At 66.3% G+C, this 18,255-nt stretch carries 8 protein-coding genes; 5 read left to right on the forward strand and 3 right to left on the reverse strand.

The annotated features are described in order from the left end of the window. Nucleotides 1-8: 8 nt before the first annotated feature. Complete coding sequence (locus ACTXGA_RS07600; protein WP_443392545.1) at nt 9-521, reverse strand: outer membrane protein assembly factor BamD; 513 nt, start codon at nt 519-521, stop codon at nt 9-11. Between the two features lie 111 nt (nt 522-632). Between ACTXGA_RS07600 and ACTXGA_RS07605 the strand changes: the two genes are divergently transcribed. Both ACTXGA_RS07605 and ACTXGA_RS07610 read left to right on the forward strand, forming a co-directional pair. Then, entirely contained in the window at nt 633-1,103 is a 471-nt protein-coding gene (locus tag ACTXGA_RS07605) for a type II secretion system protein N (RefSeq protein WP_443392546.1), read from the forward strand. A 141-nt stretch (nt 1,104-1,244) separates the two neighbouring features. Then, on the forward strand, nt 1,245-3,191 hold the full coding sequence (locus tag ACTXGA_RS07610) for a secretin GspD/PilQ domain-containing protein (protein ID WP_443392547.1): 1,947 nt from the start codon (nt 1,245-1,247) through the stop codon (nt 3,189-3,191). A gap of 130 nt (nt 3,192-3,321) precedes the next feature. Here the strand turns inward: ACTXGA_RS07610 and ACTXGA_RS07615 are convergent, their stop codons facing one another. Next, on the reverse strand, nt 3,322-4,269 hold the full coding sequence (locus ACTXGA_RS07615; protein ID WP_443392548.1) for a Hint domain-containing protein: 948 nt from the start codon (nt 4,267-4,269) through the stop codon (nt 3,322-3,324). A gap of 12 nt (nt 4,270-4,281) precedes the next feature. Then, a complete protein-coding gene (locus tag ACTXGA_RS07620; protein ID WP_443392549.1) occupies nt 4,282-4,800 on the reverse strand; it encodes a toxin-activating lysine-acyltransferase in 519 nt (172 codons plus the stop codon). A gap of 148 nt (nt 4,801-4,948) precedes the next feature. Between ACTXGA_RS07620 and ACTXGA_RS07625 the strand changes: the two genes are divergently transcribed. The 3 genes from ACTXGA_RS07625 (at nt 4,949) to ACTXGA_RS07635 (ending at nt 18,254) form a co-directional block, all read left to right on the forward strand. Continuing rightward, entirely contained in the window at nt 4,949-6,436 is a 1,488-nt protein-coding gene (locus ACTXGA_RS07625; RefSeq protein ID WP_443392550.1) for a GspE/PulE family protein, read from the forward strand. After that, a complete protein-coding gene (locus ACTXGA_RS07630) occupies nt 6,433-7,647 on the forward strand; it encodes a type II secretion system F family protein (protein WP_443392551.1) in 1,215 nt (404 codons plus the stop codon). Before ACTXGA_RS07625 ends, ACTXGA_RS07630 begins: the two co-directional genes overlap by 4 nt. A 317-nt stretch (nt 7,648-7,964) precedes the next feature. Beyond that, on the forward strand, nt 7,965-18,254 hold the full coding sequence (locus ACTXGA_RS07635) for a DUF7933 domain-containing protein (RefSeq protein ID WP_443392552.1): 10,290 nt from the start codon (nt 7,965-7,967) through the stop codon (nt 18,252-18,254). Nucleotide 18,255 lies beyond the last annotated feature (1 nt).

The raw sequence follows: 18,255 nt of genomic DNA on the forward strand, positions 1-18,255 counted from the left end.
GGATCAGATCACAGGGCCTTCAGCCGCGCCTCGATGCTGGCCTTTCGGCCCGCCAGAGCGCCCAGCGGATCAAGATCGGGGTGACCTTCCAGAACCTCCCCCATCGCCGCCGCCGCGCGGGTCAGATGGGCCTTGCCGCCCGCCTTGTCCCCCTGCGCCAGCGCCGCCTTGCCCAGCTCATGCCGCGCCGTAGCCGCCACCGCCAGCGCCGCCGCACCACCCGCGCCCGGCTCGGACGGGGCCATGCCCTCGGCAATGCGCGCCGCCCCGGCATAATCCCCGGCCCGCAGTAGGCTGTGGGCATATTCCAGCTGGATGCGCGGCAGGAACGGCCCCGCGCTTTCCATCAATCCCTTGTACTCACGGGTCGCCTTGGCGTACTCGCCGCCCTCCAGCGCCGTCCGCGCCACGGCATAGTTCTTGCGAAATCCCGTTGCGTTGCCAGACGCCGTGCTGCAGGCAGCCAGCGGCAATACCAATGTCAGCGCCACAAGCGCCGCGATCACCCGTTTCGGTGCCATCTGCTCTGTCCTCATCATCGCCAAGGTTTGCCTTGATCGAGTGGCATGCTACCACCTTGCAGGGGGCGGCGTCCACGAAAACCACAGCCACCCCAATCGGAGGCCCATAACATGCGCTGGCTGGCCTGGCTGCTCACACCGCTGACCCTTGCCGCTGCCGTCTGGTCGGGAGAGCGTTTCTACCGCGTGTGGCAGGATCCGTTGCCGCCCGCGCCCGCCGCTGCCTCCGCGCCTCTGGATGCCCTTGCATTGGAGCTGCCAGAGCCGCAGCCGCCAATGCGCTGGCCCGCGCTTTTCGGCAGCTTCACCCCGCCAGAGCCGCAGCCGCCGCAACCGCCCGCCCCGGTGCTGGAGGCCCTGCCAATGCCGCCCGCGCCCCCGGTCGACAGCCTTGGCTACGCGCTGAAAGGCGTGGTCAACGACGGCGACAACCGCTGGGCCATCGTCGGTCATCCCACTGGCGACCGCCTGCTGCGGGTGGGCGATACGCTGGCCGATGGGGTCGTCGTCACCGCCATCGAGGCCGACGGCCTGCGCATCGACAATCGTGGCCACGACGCCTTTATGGCGTTTGTCGAGTGACCTGAGGCGAGTCTTCCGCGCAACGCCTGCACGCGCTGACCTGCTCGGCACAAACCCGGGGGGAGACAAAACCCTTGGCTCCCGTTAGATTGCCGGGAAAAGTTCGCGCCAAAAGCGGACAATAATCGAGAGGGCACGCAAGTGCGGGCAGGAAAATCCGAAGTCTGGGGCGGGCTCGCCTTGGCCCGCGCGTGGTGCGTGGCGCTGTTGTTTCTGGTTGGCACGGCATGGCCGACGGTCGGTCAGGCGCAGGGGCAACTTGATCTGCGCGACGCGGATCTGCGCAGCTTTGTCGAAATCGTGTCCGAGGCGACGGGCCGCAATTACGTCATCGACCCCGGTGTGCGTGGGACGGTGACCGTTCTGGCCCCGGGAAATGTGAACCCGGGCGCGCTCTACGAAATCTTTCTCAACGTGCTCGAGGTCAACCGCCTGACCATCGTCGAGGGCACCGACGCCGACCGGATCGTGCCGATGAATACGGCGCGAGAGCTTTCGCCGGGCGGCGCGGGGTCCGGACTTTATGTGACCCGCGTCATTCAGGTCCGCCACGTGCCGGTGAACGAGATCCTCGAAGTCATCCGCCCCCTGCTGCCCTCCGAGGCGGTGGTCTCTACCGTGCCCGAGGCGCGCATGCTGATCCTGTCGGACAGGGCAGGGAACCTGCGACGCATTCAGAACCTGATCAACGAGCTGGACCAGCCGCGCGCCGAGCCGATCGAGATGATCCGCCTGCGCAATGCCGACGCGCGCGAGGTGCTGCAGATCGTCCAGTCCATGGGCATCGTGCCAGAGGGTGCCTCTGTCAGCGTCGATGCCCGGTCCAACGCCCTCTTGGTGCTGGGTCCGCAGAGCCTGCGAGAGCAGGTGCGCATCCTGTCCGGCCGTCTGGATGCGCAGCAGACGCAGCAACAAAGCCACGTGGTGCAGATCAACTATGCCGATGCGGCGCAGCTGTCTGACGTGGTCCTGCGCAGCTTTCAGAGCGGCGATGGCGCGTCCGATATCCGCATCGTGCCCGAGCCGGGGACCAATTCGCTGTTGATCTCGGCCCCTTCGGACAAGGTGCAAGAGATCGTGGCCATGGTGCACCATCTGGATCGCCGCCCGACGCAGGTGTTGGTCGAGGCGGTGATCTTCGAGATGTCGGTGGATGGGTTTTCCGATCTGTCGGTGCAGTTCGGAACGATCCTGAACGATGCCATCGTGGGCGGCGTGCAATTTGCGCTGGAAGGGCGGCCCAGCCTGACCAGCCTTGTCTCCACGGTGCTGAACAGTGACGTGCCCGATGCCGGGTCCGGCGGGGTGATCGGCGGGCGGTACAATCAGAATGGCACCGGGATCGCCGGCCTTTTGGCCGCCATCGCGCGGACCCGCAGCACGCGGCTGTTGTCGACGCCGTCGATCCTGACCCTGAACGGGCAGGAGGCGGAGATCGTGGTGGCGCAGAACGTGCCCTTTGTCACCGGGCAGTTCAGCCAGGTGGGTGACAGCGCGGTGTCAGAGCCGTTCCAGACGATCGAGCGGCAGGATGTGGGTCTGACCCTGAACGTGATGCCGCAGATCAATGCCGATGGCACCGTCCGGATGGTGATCAAGCAGGAAGTGTCGAACCTGACCAATGCGACCTCCTCTGCGGGGGGAGAGATCACCGCGCGGCGGGCGCTGTCGACCACGGTCCTGGTCCGCGACGGCAACGTGATCATGCTGGGCGGCCTGTTGGAAAACGGCTTTGGATCGGATTCTCAGGCGGTGCCGGGCATGTCCAAGCTGCCCCTTGTGGGCGGGCTGTTCCGGGGCAAGTCGGGCAGCAAGAACCAGCGCGTTCTGCTGGTGCTTTTGCGGCCGCGGATTGTCAATTCGGACAAGGAGGCGACCAAGCTGACGCGGGAGCTGGCGCGGGAGGCGAAGCAGGCCTCGCTGGCGATCCAGCCCGAGAACAGCACGAGGTTTCCGCAGACCCCGCTGGGGGCGCTGCCCTTTGACGGGGCGGATCTGAACCAGCCGTTTGACGCGACCTTCATCGATCGCGCGGCGGAGACGAAAATGTACCCGCCGCTGCCCAGCCGGTTGAAGTTTTCCGAGTGAGCCGCCGGGGGCTGTCCACGCGTGGACAGCTTAGGGGGAATGCAGGATCAATGGGTTACAGGGACGAATTTACGGATTGTTAGGATTCACAGGGTTTCCGCGCCGGGTGTCCGGCGCGGAAATGCCCCCCTCAGGCGGCGCTGGCCGCGCGCCCCGCTAGGCGTTCCCGGACAGAGGAAGGCACCAGCCGGGCCGCGCTGATCCGGGGCAGGGGCATTTCGGCAATCGTGGTTTCCGCGCCGTAGAGCGCGAGATACTCGGCGTGATTGTCAAAGCTGCTGCGCGCCACGTAATCGATATAGGTCTCTGCCGGGGCGCCATTGGCGAGGATCACGTCGTGGGCCTCTGTCTCGACGTGGTAATAGGCGATGGTCTGGCCAAAGCGGCGCCAGTCGACCCAGGTGATGGTGGTGCCGTTCACCAGCGCGCCTGCGGTAATGACCGTGCCGTCCAGCACCATGCCGTGATCGGCGGTCACGATCAGATCGCGGTGCGGCACACCCGCGCCAAAGGCCCCGGCGCGGATGCGCACGGGTTCCAGCCGGTCCGCCGGTTTGAACATCGGGCTGATCGAGGTGCGGCCGATCCATTTCACCGGTACGCTGGCCCCGTCGGAGGTGGTCACGAGGTCGCCGATCGCCAGATCCTCTACCGGGCGTTCGCCATCGGGCGTGGCGATGCCGGTGCCTGCGGCGAAACAGAGGGTGAAGTTGAAGTTCAGCGTATCGAGATCGTTGCTGCCGAAGGTGCTGTTGCCCTGAACATTTCCGGAGTGGCTGGTGCCACCGCTGGCCGAGACCTGTGCCGCGGTGACGGTATAAGTGAAAGTGCCGTCAGAGGTGTTCAGGGCAAAGGTGCCCGGAAAGCTGGCCGCCGGGAAAAAGCCGTAACCCTGGTCGGCACTGCCATCCACGAATTCGAAATCTCCGGTCAGGACAAAGGTCTCTCCAACCGCGTTGAAATCCACAGCGAAGGTGTAGGTGTCGCTGGTTTCGACGCCGCTGCCGACGTTTTCCTGCGTCGTGCTGGTGGGCGCGGTCGACGGGTTGGTGAGTTGCATGACACCGGAAATGCCCATGTTTTCTGCTCCTTATGAAATCGGGGTAAGGTCGCGGGCCGGGATGCGGTGGCTGTTCCACCTGTCCGGGCCGTCGCGGCGGAATTCGGTGACGTGTTTCAGCACGCCGGGCGCGCCGAACCGGGGAAAGCGGGCGGTCCCATGGTCCGGGCCAAGCGCCTTGAGGAAGGTCCGCGTCAGCCCCGCGCCAAGGTTCGATCCGGGGTAGGGAGCAATCACCTCCATGATCCATGCGCGGTTGCCAGAGGCCCAGTCGCGCGGGGCAATCATCTGCCCGGACAGCAGTTTTGCCTCTGCCTCTGCCGAGAGGAAGGCCCATGTGATGGCGGCGCGCGGCACGCCGTCGATATGGCGGATGAAATGGAAGCGCAGGTCGATGGGCGGCTGGATCAGCAGGCGCATGTCGGAGAAGGCGAGCCGGTCATATTTGGGCGCGCGCATGTAGAGAAAGGACAGCGCGCCATAGGCGGCAATCTGGTCCCGATCCGGGTATTCCGGTTTCGGCCCGTCCTGTCCGGTTCCGTCTGTCATGCTCTTGTAGTGCCCCATTCCCCGTGGGCATTGGTGCGGTGTGTCCCGAATTTGTCAAGTATTGTGGCAGGTTGGGAAAGAGCGTTGCAGCGCGCGTGGTCTTGGGGGCACAAAGGGCGGGCACAGCCCGTGCAGGCCGGAGTGCCGGATGCCAAAGACGCCAGAGGAGCCCCTGTTGCTGACAACGCCGGACCCGCAGCTGACGCTGCCCTATGCCTTTGCCCGCGATCACGGCGTTGCGCTGGATGGCGGCACGGTGGTGGCCGGGCCCGGGGCGACGGTGACCGGCCTGCGCGAGGCGCAGCGGCGGGTGGGCCTGTCGGCGCCCCTGCACGCCACCGATGCCGCCGGGTTCGAGGCGGTGCTGGCGCGGCTCTATCACAAGGGCGACAAGGCCGAGGGGGAGGGGCTGACCTTTGAACTGCAGGAGGACGCGGGCGCACGGCGCGGGCGTGACCTGTTGGAGGAGGCCACGGAGGCGCCGGTGATCCAGCTGGTGAACCAGTTGCTGCGACAGGCGGTGCTGGACGGGGCGTCGGACCTGCATATCGAACCGCATGAGGGTGGATTGCGCGCGCGGATGCGGATTGACGGTTTCCTGCAGACGGTGATGGACCGGCCCGATGTGCCGGTAAAACGGGTGGTGTCACGGCTGAAGGTCATGGCGGGGTTGGACATCGCGGAAACGCGGCTGCCGCAGGACGGGCGGATTCCGCTGCGGCTGGGCGGGCGGATGATCGACACGCGGGTGAGTTCGCTGCCCGGCAATTATGGCGAGCGGATCGTGCTGCGGATCCTTGACCGGGCGGCGGGGCTGATGCCGCTGGAGGCGCTGGGTCTGGACAGCCGGCAGATCGCGCGGCTGGAGCGGCTGGCCGCCACGCCGAACGGGATCATCCTTGCCACCGGGCCGACCGGGGCGGGCAAGACGACGACGCTGTATTCGTTGCTGAAGCTGGCGGATCGCGAGGAGCGGAACATCGTCACGGTCGAGGATCCGATCGAATATGACCTGACCGGGATTTCGCAGACCCAGATCAACGCCGATATCGGTATGACCTTTGCCGCCGGGCTGCGGGCGACGCTGCGGCAGGACCCGGATGTGATCCTTGTGGGGGAAATCCGCGACGGCGAGACCGCCAGCGTGGCGGCGCAGGCGGCGCTGACCGGGCATCTGGTGTTTTCGTCCCTGCATGCCAATTCATCGGTATCCGCCGTGGTGCGGCTGCGCGATCTGGGGCTGGAGAACTTTCTGATTTCCGCCACGCTGCGCGGGGTTATTGCGCAGCGTCTGTTGCGGCGTTTGTGCCCGGACTGCCGGGTGGCGCGTGCGCCGTATGAGGCCGAGGTGCTGCATTTCGAACGGGCGCAGTTGCCGATGCCGACGGCGCTGCATGATCCCAAGGGCTGTGCCGCCTGCAATCAGAGCGGATACGCGGGCCGGGTCGGGATTTTCGAGATCCTCGAAGTGGATGAGGATCTGCGCGAGGCGATCACCTATGGCGCGGGAGAGGGCGCGCTGTGGCAAAGCTCTCTGGAGCCCAAGGAACGGCTGATCGGGCAGGCGCTGCAGGCGGTGGCCACCGGGCAAACCAGCCTTGTCGAGGCGCTGCGCGTGGTCGGGGACGGCGCGTGAAACCCTATGCCTATGTCGCCTATACCGCCGAGGGGCGGCGCAAGTCCGGCACCGTGGTGGCCGAGACAGAGGCGCATGCCTCTGAGCAGCTGAAGTCGCAGGGGCTGTATGTTTCGGAACTGACGATGCGGGCGCGGGGGCGGGGGCGGCGCTTGCCGGGGCTGGGCCGGGCGCGGCTGACGCGGGATCTGCAGGCGGTGTTCACCCGGCAGATGGCGGTGCTGCTGGGGGCCGAAATGGCGGTGGATGCGGCGCTGGGCACCCTGCGCACGGCGGGCAGCACCCCGGCGCTGGATCTGGTGGTGGCGCGCGCGCAGGCGGCGCTGTTGGAGGGCGACAGCCTTGCCACCGCGCTGGAGGCCAGCGGGGCGGGGTTCCCGCGCTATTACCTGGCCGCCGTGCAGGCGGGCGAGACGGCGGGCGAATTGTCAGCGGTGTTCGAAAGCCTTGCCGACCATCTGGAAACCGCGCGCAGCGACCGGGCGCAGCTGGGCTCGGCGCTGGTGTATCCGGCCTTCGTGGCGGTGGTGTCGGTGCTGGTGGCGGGGGTGCTGTTCGTGACCGTGGCGCCGGAGATCGTGGCGCTGTTCGAAACCTCGGGGCGTCCGCTGCCGGATCTGACGCGGGCGATGATGGCCTCGGCGCGCTGGATCGAGGCGCACCTGTGGCTGATCGGGGCGGGGGTGCTGGCGCTGCTGGTGCTGGGGGGCCTCAGCGCGCGGATCCCGGCGCTGCGGGAGCGGCGCGACGGGATGCTGTTGCGGTTACCGGTCGTGGGCCACCTGATCCGCACCGGGGCGGCGGTGCAATATCTGCGCACACTGGCGCTGGTGCTGGATGCGCGGCACACGGTGCCGATCGCGGTGGACAGCGCCGCCTCTGTGCTGACCATCAGCCGGTATCGCGCCGAGGCCGAGGAGGTGGCGGTGGCGATCCGCGAGGGAGAGACCCTGTCGAACGCGCTGGCGGCGCTGAGCATCGTGCCGCCGGTGGCACGGCAGTTGATCGGCGCGGGCGAGGTATCCGCCCGGCTGGCGCGGATGACGGGGCGGGCGGCGGCGTTGGTGGAAAACGGCCTGTCGACCCAGCGAAAGCGGCTGGCATCGCTGATGGAGCCGGCGCTAATGATGCTGGTGGGGGGAATGGTTCTGGTGATCGTCCTGTCGGTTCTGCTGCCGATCTTCGACCTTCAGACCCTGGTGAGCCCCTGAGGCAACGGGTGACCTGCCGCCTGTGTGAACCGGGCAACTATCGAAAAACGTGTGCTGTTCCCTGTAAGCCTATGCGAAAGCACCGCTTTTGCATCGTGTGATCAGAATGTTTGCGCGCGTCACGAAACGGGTGTCGCCGGAATGCCGCACTGGGCAGGTCTTCTGGTCAAATACGACCGGCCTCGGCCCTGCAGGCTTTCGCCACGTAAACCTCTTCGCTACGCAAGTAGCTGAAAATATCCGTTTCTCCGGAATTGCGCAGGCGCCCATCTTGAGTGGCGCCCTCCGAGGGAGACGAGGGGTGAGGGGATTTCGACATGTCGGCTATTCAGCGGGTGCTTGGTTTTTGTCTGCTTGGGTTGATCGCGGCACTGGCCCCGGGGGCTGCGCAGGCGCAACCGGCCTTCAGTTCCAGCCTGTCGCCTAGCACCGTCACCGAGGGCGGCGTTGCGACCCTGACCTATGATATCCAAAACGGAGCGGCCACACCCTTTGTAACCGGCGCATTCACGACGACCCTGCCTGCGGGTGTGACGCTGGCCACGCCCGCCTCTCCGGCGCTGGATACGACCTGCGTGGGGGCCACCCTGACAGCCCCAGACGGCGGCACGGCGATCAGCCTGACGGACCTGTCCGTCGGCGCGTTCGGCAGATGTACCCTGTCGGTCGAGATTACCTCTGCCACGGCCGGGAGCCATGTCATCACCAGCGGGGATCTGACGTCGTCGCAGGGAAATTCCGGCACCGCAAGTTCGACACTGACGGTCAACGCGCCGACAAGCGCGCCGACCTTTACGAAGTCGTTGTCGGCGTCCTCCATCGCGATCAATGGCACCACGCGCGTCACCTACACGATCGACAACAGCGCAAACCCCGGCTCTCTCTTCTTCATGTCTTTCAACGAAAGCCTGCCCGCAGGCATAGAGGTGGCGCCGGCGACGACTATCGATACTTCGACCTGCGACACTGCGCCCATCGTGACCGCAAGCGGCGGGTCGATTTCCGTCTTTCAGATCAACACGTCGGCGAACACGACCTGCGATATCTCACTGGATCTGAAGGGAACCGTAGCAGGAGACTATGTCCTGCTGTCCGGTAACCTGACCGGAAGTTTCCCTGTGGCGACGAATGCGGGCAAGAGCATCGCCGCGCTGACCGTGACCGGCCTGTCGACCGCCACGCCTCAATTGCAAAAATTCTTTGCCGGGGATCCGGCCAATGCGGGCGGCACCGTGACGCTGGATTTCTACATCTCCAACGGCGATCGCAGCACCACGGCCACCGGTCTGACCTTTACCGACGATCTGGATACGATGATCCCGGGTGCGACGGTTGTGGCGGCCTCTTTGCCCAGCGATCCCTGCGGCGCGGGGTCCAGCCTGAGCGGCTCTTCTGTCCTGACCTTTTCCGGCGGCACGCTTGCACCGGGGACGAATTGTTCGTTTTCCGTTGAGGTGAATGTGCCCGGCGGCACCGCCGGTGGCACCTATACCAACACGACCTCGGCCTTTACCGGGTCGATGGGGGCGACGCCGTTCAGCTCTGCCGCTGCAAGCGATACCTTGGTGATCTCTGCCTCGACCGTGGATGAACCGGCCTTCACGCTGGAATTTACCGATGATCCGATCCAGCCGGGCGATACCTTTACCGCGCGCTACACCATCACCAATGCCTCTGCGACGGTGGCTGTTCCGGATGTCGCATTTCTGCATGATCTGTCGTTCAGCTCGGCTACGGTTGCAGCCCTTCCCGGCAGTGGATTCTGCGGCGGCGGATCGTTTGTATTCACGCGGGAGATTTCCGGGACGACATTCCTCAATGTCATCGATGTGACCCTTCCGGCGGGGGGGGATTGTACCTTTGACGTGACTTTTCAGACCGATGCTTTGGAACCGGTCGGCGCGCGACCGACCACGACCGAAGCCCTTGACTACAACAACGGTGTCTCCGTGGTCAGCGGCCCGACGGCGAGCGATACGCTGGTGTTCGAAGGCGGTGCGGACCTGACCCTGACCAAGGTCTTTGGTCAGGACACGGCGGCGCCCGGCGATACGGTTTCGCTGACCTTCGCCATCAGCAGCGCGTCGGAGTCGGTCAACGACGCGGTCGACGTCGCCTTTACCGATGATTTGAACGCGTTTCATACCGGATCGACATTTGCCGCGCTGACCAGCGACAGCTGCGGTGGGACCGTGTCCGGTCTGTCGTCCGGCACATTCGGCTATTCCGGAGGCAGTGTCGCCAAAGACGACGACTGTACCATCGTCATCGATGTTACATTGGGTGTGGGCGATCCTTCGGCAGAGGTGACAAACACCACCTCTGCCCTCAGCGCCACCGCAGGCGGCAAAGCGACCAGCGCGCCCGCCGCGTCGGATTCGATCTTTATCGGTTCGGTCGAGCCTTATGACCTGTCGTTCGATTTCGATACGGCAGCGGCGCTGCCCGGGGACCTGATCGGGCTGGACGTCACCATCACGAACCCCAACGCGCCGGGCACCGGCGACGCGACCGGGATCCTTCTGACAAGCTCTCTGAACGCGGCCTTGGCGGGGCTTGCCGCCGAGGCACCGCTGCCCACCAACCCCTGTGGCGCGGGCAGTTCGCTGTCCGGGCCGAACTTTCTGATCATGGCCGGCGGCACTGTGGCCGGGGGGGCGTCCTGTTCCTTTACGGTGCCGGTGCGCGTGCCCGGCGGGGCGGCGGACGGAACCTATGGGGTCACGGCCTCGACCACCGGCACCGTTGGTCCGGCCTCCGTGTCGGTCGGCGCCACGGCGATCCTGACCGTGGACAGTGACCTGCTGTCGATGACCAAGTCCTTTGCGGCGGCGAGCGTCACCGCGGGCGATACCGTTGGCATCAGCATCGATGTCACCAACACCTCGGCCACCGAAACGGTGACGGACGTGGCATTTACCGACGACATCGGCGCGATGCTGAGCGGCGCGACGCTGAGTGCGGCCTCTGCCACCTGCGGCAGCACGGCGACCAGTTCGACGACGGTTCTGCGGTTGACCAGCGGGACGCTGACCCCCGGAGCCACCTGTACGGTCACTGCAACCCTGCTGATCCCGGGCTCTGCCCCGGCGGGCGATGTGACCAACACCACCAGCGACGTGAGCGGCGATGTGGGCGGCGTTTCGGTGTCCAGTGGGGCGGCCTCGGACACGATCACGGTCACCCCGAATATCGATCTGGCGTTCAGCAAGTCCTTTGCCGACAACGCCCTGCCCGCGGGCGCGGCGACGACGCTGACGATCACGATCGCCAACAGCAGTCCCACGGCCACGGCTTCGGACGTCGGATTTACCGACAATCTGGGCGCGATGCTGGCGGGCACCGTTGCGGGCGGCCATACGGCCAGCGCCGGTTGTGGCGGCGGCAGCTTTGCCGGGAGCTCTTTCCTGACTTTCTCGGGGGGCAATATCGCGGCGGGGGACACCTGTACGCTGACGGCGACGGTGCTTGTGCCCGCTGCTGCGGCCGTGGGCACCTATACCAACACCACCAGCCAGCTGTTCGTCGGCGGCATCGCCACCAAGGCGGCGGTGAGCGATACCATCGCGATCCAGCCCGCGCCGACATTCTCCAAGGCCTTTGCCAGCAGCATCGTGCCGGTCGGCCAGAACCAGACCCTTGTGTTCACCATCGACAACACCGGGTCGATCCTGCCGGCCGCTTCGGTCGCCTTCACGGACACCCTGCCTGTGGGTCTGGAACTGGCGGCGGGCGTTTCGACCAGCTGTTCTGCGCCGATCCCCGCGCCCACGGTCACCGTGGGCAGCAACAGCTTTTCCTACGCGGGGGCGACGATCCCCGCCGGGGCAAGCTGTGATGTGTCCGTGACCGTGGTTGCCACCACGGCGGGCACCTTCGTGAACACCACCGGCGCTCTGACCTCTTCGCTGGGCAGTTCCGGGACGGCCACGGATACGGTCACCGCCGTGCCGCAGCCGGGCTTTGCCAAGGCCTTTACAGATGCCACCATCGCGCAGGGCTTTACCACCACGCTGACCTTTACCGTGGACAACAGCGGTTCCGTCGCTGCGGCGTCGGCGCTGTCCTTTACCGACACGCTGCCCGCCGGTCTGCAAGTGGCGGCGATTCCTGCCGTCAGCACCACCTGTACCGGCGGCACGCTGACCGCCACCGCCGGGTCCGGCAGCATCAGCTACATCGGCGGCAGCGTCGCCGCCGGGAGAGCCTGTACCGTGCAGGCCGATGTGGTCGGCGCGGCCACCGGCAGCCATACCAACACGACGGGGAACCTGACCTCCTCGCTGGGCAATTCGGGCACCGCGTCGGACAGCATCACCGTCGTGCCGCAGCCCGGCTTTGCCAAGGCCTTCGGGGCCGCGACGATCGGGGTGAACCAGGTCACAACGCTGACCTTTACCGTCAACAACAGCGGTTCCGTTCTTGCGGCCACGGCGCTGGGGTTCACCGATACCCTGCCGACCAACATGGTGGTGGCGGCGACCCCCAATGCCTCGACCACCTGTAGCGGCGGGACGCTGACCGCCACGGCGGGCGCGGGCGTGATTTCCTACACCGGCGGATCGCTGGCGGCCTCTTCCAGTTGTACGGTGCAGGTGGATGTGACCACCACGGCAACCGGCGGCTTTACCAACCTCTCCGGCGATCTGACCTCTTCGCTGGGCAATTCCGGCACCGCCACCGCTTCGTTGAGCGTGGTGCCGCAGCCGGGCTTTGCCAAGTCCTTTGCGCCCAATCCGCTGGGGCTGGGGCAGGTGTCGACGCTGACCTTTGACATCGACAATTCCGGTTCGTCCATCGCGGTTTCCGCGCTGGCCTTTACCGACAGCCTGCCTGCAGGCATGCAGGTCGCGACCCCTGCCAGCACCTCCAACACCTGCGGCGGCACCCTGACCGCCACGGCAGGCGGCGGCGCGGTCAGCCTGAGCGGCGGCGGTATCGCTGCGGGCGGGACCTGTCAACTGACCGTGGATGTGACCTCGACCGCGACCGGCGCACTGGCCAATACCAGCGGCGATCTGACCTCCTCCCTTGGCAACTCCGGCACGGCCAGCGCGACGATGACCGTCGTGCCGCAGCCCGGCTTTGCCAAATCCTTTGCCGATGCAGCCATCGCGCAGGGCTTTGCGACCACGCTGACCTTTACCGTAAACAACAGCGGTTCTGTCACCGCCGCAACGGCGCTGAATTTCACCGACAGCCTGCCCGCAGGTCTGCAAGTGGCGGCGACCCCTGCCGCCAGCAGCACCTGTACCGGCGGCACGCTGACCGCCACCGCCGGGTCCGGCAGCATCAGCTACAGCGGCGGCAGCGTCGCCGCCGGGGCGACCTGTACCGTGCAGGCCGATGTGATCGGCGCGGCCACGGGCAGCCACACCAACCTGAGCGGTGATCTGACCTCATCGCTGGGCAATTCGGGCACCGCGACCGACAGCATCACGGTTGTGCCGCAGCCCGGCTTTGCCAAGGTCTTTGCCCCGGACAGCATATTGCTGGGCCAGTCCTCGGTGCTGACCTTCACGGTCGACAACAGCGGTTCGATTTTGGCCGCGACCGCACTTGATTTCACCGATCCGCTGCCTGCGGGGATGGTGGTTGCCGCGACGCCCAATGCCAGCACCACCTGTACCGGTGGCACGCTGACCGCCGCCGCGGGCAGCGGCAGCATCGCCTACACGGGCGGCGATGTTGCGGCCTCGGCCACCTGTACCGTCTCTGTCGATGTCACGCCCTCGGCGGCGGGGACCTTCAGCAACACCAGCGGCGCGCTGACCAGTTCGCTGGGCTCCAGCGGGACGGCGGCGGATGACCTGACGGTCCTGACCCCCGAAATCGGCCTGAGCGGATCAATCGGCGGCGCGGTGGCGAATGGCGGCACCCTGCCGCAGGGCGATCAGCCGGCCGCGACCACGGCCATCGCGCTTGTCGTGACCGTCACCAATACGGGCACCTCGGCGCTGTCGGTGGACCCCGTGCCGGTGATCACCGGGCAGAGCAACGTGACCATCGGGACCGTGATCGGCCCTGTTGTGACCACGGTGGCGCCCGGGGCCAGCACCACCTTCACGGTGCCCTATACGCCGGATGCGGCGGGGGCCTTCAGCTTTGACGTCTCGCTGCGCAACAACGACGTCGACGAAAACCCCTATTCCTTTACGGTCAGCGGCACCGGTCTGGATGTGACCGCGCCGTCGAGTTATCTGGCCAGCTTTGATCAGGACCCGGTGAACGGGGGCAATCAGGGCGCGGTCAGCTTTACCTTTGCCGGGGCCGAAGTGGGCAGCACCTATGATTTCTCGATCAGTTCGGACGGCGGCGGCACGCCAGTCACCGGCACCGGGACCATCGCAACGGCGACGGACACAATTGCGGGGATCGATGTATCGGGTCTTGGCGATGGTACGCTGACGCTGACCGCTACGCTGACGGATGCCGCGCTGAACACCGGGCCGGATGCCACCGACACCACGACCAAGGACGCCACCGCGCCCGCAGGCTATACCGTGGCCTTCGATCAGGACCCGGTGAACCTGGGCAATGAGACGGCGGCGGGCTTTACCTTTGCCGGGGCCGAGGTGGGGACGGGCTATGCCTATACCATCACCTCGGATGGGGGCGGCACGCCCGTGACCGGCACGGGGACCATTGCAACGGCTGCGGATGCGATCACTGGTCTGGACCTGTCGGGCCTGTCGGATGGCACGCTGACGCTGACCGTTGCGCTGACGGATGTGGCGGGCAACACCGGGGCGGATGCGACAGATACTGCAGTCAAGGACGCCACAGCGCCGACGCTGGCCATCGATGCGCCCATCGAGGACGACGATGTGGTCAATGCGGCGGAGGCCCCGGCAACGGTGATTTCCGGCACCTCGGGCGATCTGGCCGACGGCACCGTCGTGAGCGTGGCTGTCGCCGATGGAGCGGCGGGCAGCGTGGCGGACACCACCACGATCAGCGGCGGCCTATGGACCGTCACGCTGGACCTTTCGGCACTGACGGACGGTGCGTTGAGCGTCACCGCAGATGCGGCGGACGCGGCGGGCAACCCCGCGCCACAAGCCACGGCGAGTGCTGTGCTGGATACAGCCGCGCCCGCAGGCTACAGCGTGAGTTTTGACCAGGATCCGGTCAATATCGGCAATGAGACGGCGGCGGGCTTTACCTTTGCCGGGGCCGAGGTTGGGGCGGGCTATGCCTATACCATCACCTCGGACGGGGGCGGCACGCCGGTGACCGGCACGGGGACCATTGCGACGGCTGCGGATGCGATCACCGGTCTGGACCTGTCGGGCCTGTTGGATGGCACACTGACGCTGACCGTTGCGCTGACGGATGTGGCGGGCAACACCGGGGCGGATGCGACAGATACGGCGACCAAGGACGCCACAGCGCCGACGCTGGCCATCGATGCGCCCATAGAGGGCGACGATGTGGTCAATGCGGCGGAGGCCCCGGCAACAGTGATTTCCGGCACCTCCACCGACCTTTCAGACGGGGCGGTGGTGACGATCACTGTCTCTGACGGTGCGGCGGGCAGCGTCACCGATACCACGGCTGTGACCGGCGGCATCTGGTCCATTACGCTGGACCTGTCGGGCCTTACCGATGGCGCGCTGTCGATCACCGCCGATGCCTCGGACGCAGCGGGCAACGCGGCCCCGCAGGCCACCGCAGGTGCTGCGCTGGATACCACGGCGCCGGCGGGCTACAGCGCCGGTTTCGATCAGGACCCGGTCAATATGGGCAACGAGACGGCGGTAAGCTTTACCTTTGCCGGGGCCGAGGTGGGGGCGGGCTATGCCTTCACCATCACCTCGGACGGGGGCGGTACGCCTGTCACCGGCACGGGCACCATCGCCACGGCGACCGACACGATCACCGGTCTGGACCTGTCCGGCCTGACCGATGGCACGCTGACACTGACCGTGGCGCTGACGGATGCGGCGGGCAACACCGGTGTGGATGCGACGGATACGGCGACCAAGGACGCGGATGCGCCCACGGCCACGCTGACCGGCCCAAGCGCCGCGCAATCCGGCGCTTTTACCGTCGATCTGGTCTATTCCGAAGCCGTCACCGGCCTTGCGCTGACCGCGCTGGATATCGACAACGGCACCGCCTCTGCGCTGACGGGCAGCGGCACGACCTACAGCTTTACCGTGACGCCGGATCATGACGGTCCGGTGAGCATCGAGCTGCTGGCCGCCTCTGCCGTCGATGCCTCGGGCAACCCGGCAGCGGGCGAGGGGCCGATCGAGGTCACCGCCGACCTGACCGGCGTTCCGAACCCAAGCCCGCTGCCCGATGCGGATGGCGACGGGATTGCCGACCTGCTGGAAGGCAGCGGCGACCGGGACGGCGACGGCATCCCCGACGATGAAGATTTCGACCCGCAGGGCTATTTCTACTGCGAGGCCGACGGCCGCATCATTCCCGGCGGATCGTTCAGCGTCTCCGGCCCCTTGGGCAGCAATGCGGCATTGGGCATCTCGAACGGGATCAATATCACGCGTGACGGATCGACCGGGGAAATGCAGTGGTTCGCGCTGGTGCCCGGCACCTTTACCATGTCGGTCACCTATCCGACCGCCGTGGGTATCCCCAGCACGACGCGCCTGCCCGCAGGCACGCTGGACATGACGTCGCTCTTGCCCGCGAACCCGGCCTTCCTCGGCTCGTCCGAGGTGGGGGCGACCGGCTTTTTGGCCGATCCCTCTCTGGCGGCGAACCCGGTGTTCCATACCAGCTTTGCCATCGAGCCGGGTGATCCCTTTGTCATGGCCAACAACTTTCCCATGGAGCAATGCGCCGAGAACGCGGTGACCGTGTCGGCAAGCACCGGGGGAGCAGAGGCAAATGGCGGCGCCCCCACCGATGCCACCCTGACCATCAGCCAGGCGCGGGTGTCCACGGTGGATACGGTGATCACCTACAGCGTCGGCGGCAGCGCCACTGCGGGCACCGATTTCACCGCGCTTTCCGGCACGGCGACGATCCCGGCGGGCAGCACCTCTGTAACGATCACGGTGCCGGTGCTGGAGGATGGCGACATCGAAGGGCCGGAAACGGTCGAGATCACCCTGACCGGGGTGACGGGCGACCTGACCACCGTTCTGGGCGGCACGCTGACCGGCACGGCCACCATCGCCGATGACGATTTCGCGGGCATCGCGGTGACCAATGTGGACCTTGTCACCAGCGAAGGCGGCAATGACGACGCGACGATGACCTTTGCCCTGCTTGGGGTGCCGTCTGCGCCGGTCACGCTCAGCTTTGCCGGGGACAGCCAATGTACCGTCTCACCGGCGACGATGACCTTTACCGGGGCGGATTACACCGTCCCGCAGGCGCTGACGATCCGGGCCATCGACGATGACAAGGTCGAAGGCACCCACAGCTGTCAGCCGACGGCAACGGTGGCCTCTGCCGATCCCGGGTTCAACGGTGCGCCGCTGGCGCTGGCCACGGTGACGGTGACGGACGACCTTGTCGACCAGATCCGCGAACCGCTGACCACCATCCTCGAAGAGGATCTGGAAAAGACCATCGAGACCCAGCAGAAGAACTTCAACCGCATGGCCAAGGGCGCCTTGCAGCGTCTGCAGGCCGGTCGGGATCTGCCCTGCGGCGTGCTGCAGGGGTTTGACGTCGACGGCAGCGTTGAAATTCAGGACGCCACCGGAGCGGCCAACGGCACCTTTGGTCGCGATGTCTACAACTGCGCCACAGACACGCGTGAGATCATCGACGGCAGCTTTACCCTCAACAAGACCGAGGACACGGGCCTGCAGGCGCTGATCCAGATGGCCTTTCAACGGGAGAAATTCCTGTCGGACGACGCACTGGCTGGTTATTTCCTTGGCGCCTATTTCAGCCGCACGGATGTCAGCGGGCTGGGTGATGGCACCATCGACGGCTTTGGTATGAACGGCGGTCTTTATGGCGCGCGCGCCTTCAGCGGCGGGCTGTTCCTCGACTACTATCTTGCGGCGGCGGCGGGGCGTCATGCCTTTGACATCGACTTTGACGCGGCCCGCGCGCCGATCAACGCGCGCGGCGATTACACCTATCTGGCGGGCTTCGGCGGGCTGGGGATCTCTGGCCAACGCGCCTACGAGAATTTCGTGATGAAACCGCGCGTTGCCGTTGATCTGGCCTATGCCAAGGCCGGGGATGCGGATGTGACCGCCCGGCAGTTGGGCCTGACCCATACCGGCGTGATCGACCTTGATGATTTCAGCGGGGCGCGGGTCACGGCGGAGGTCACCTTTGAAAGCCTTGCCGCACCGGGCGGGTCCGAGGCACTGGCCGCGATGATGCGCACCTCTGTTACGCCCCGCTTCCTCTGCGAGTTTTCGTCGTATGACAGCGATGCGGAATGCGGCGTGGGCCTTGGCTTTGCCTGGGAGCGGACCAATGCCGCCAGCGGGCTGACCTTTGGCTTCGAGGTGGACGTCGAGGCGACGGACGACACGCAGAGCCTGACCTTCAACCTGTCGCGGGAACAGATGATCCTGAACGGGATGGGTTCGGTGGTCAGCCGCCTGTCGATGCCCGTCATGCAGGAGGTCAAGCTGGAGCACGGGATCAAGATCGACTGGTGAT

This window comes from Antarctobacter jejuensis, from assembly GCF_052266595.1.
Taxonomy (GTDB): domain Bacteria; phylum Pseudomonadota; class Alphaproteobacteria; order Rhodobacterales; family Rhodobacteraceae; genus Antarctobacter; species Antarctobacter jejuensis.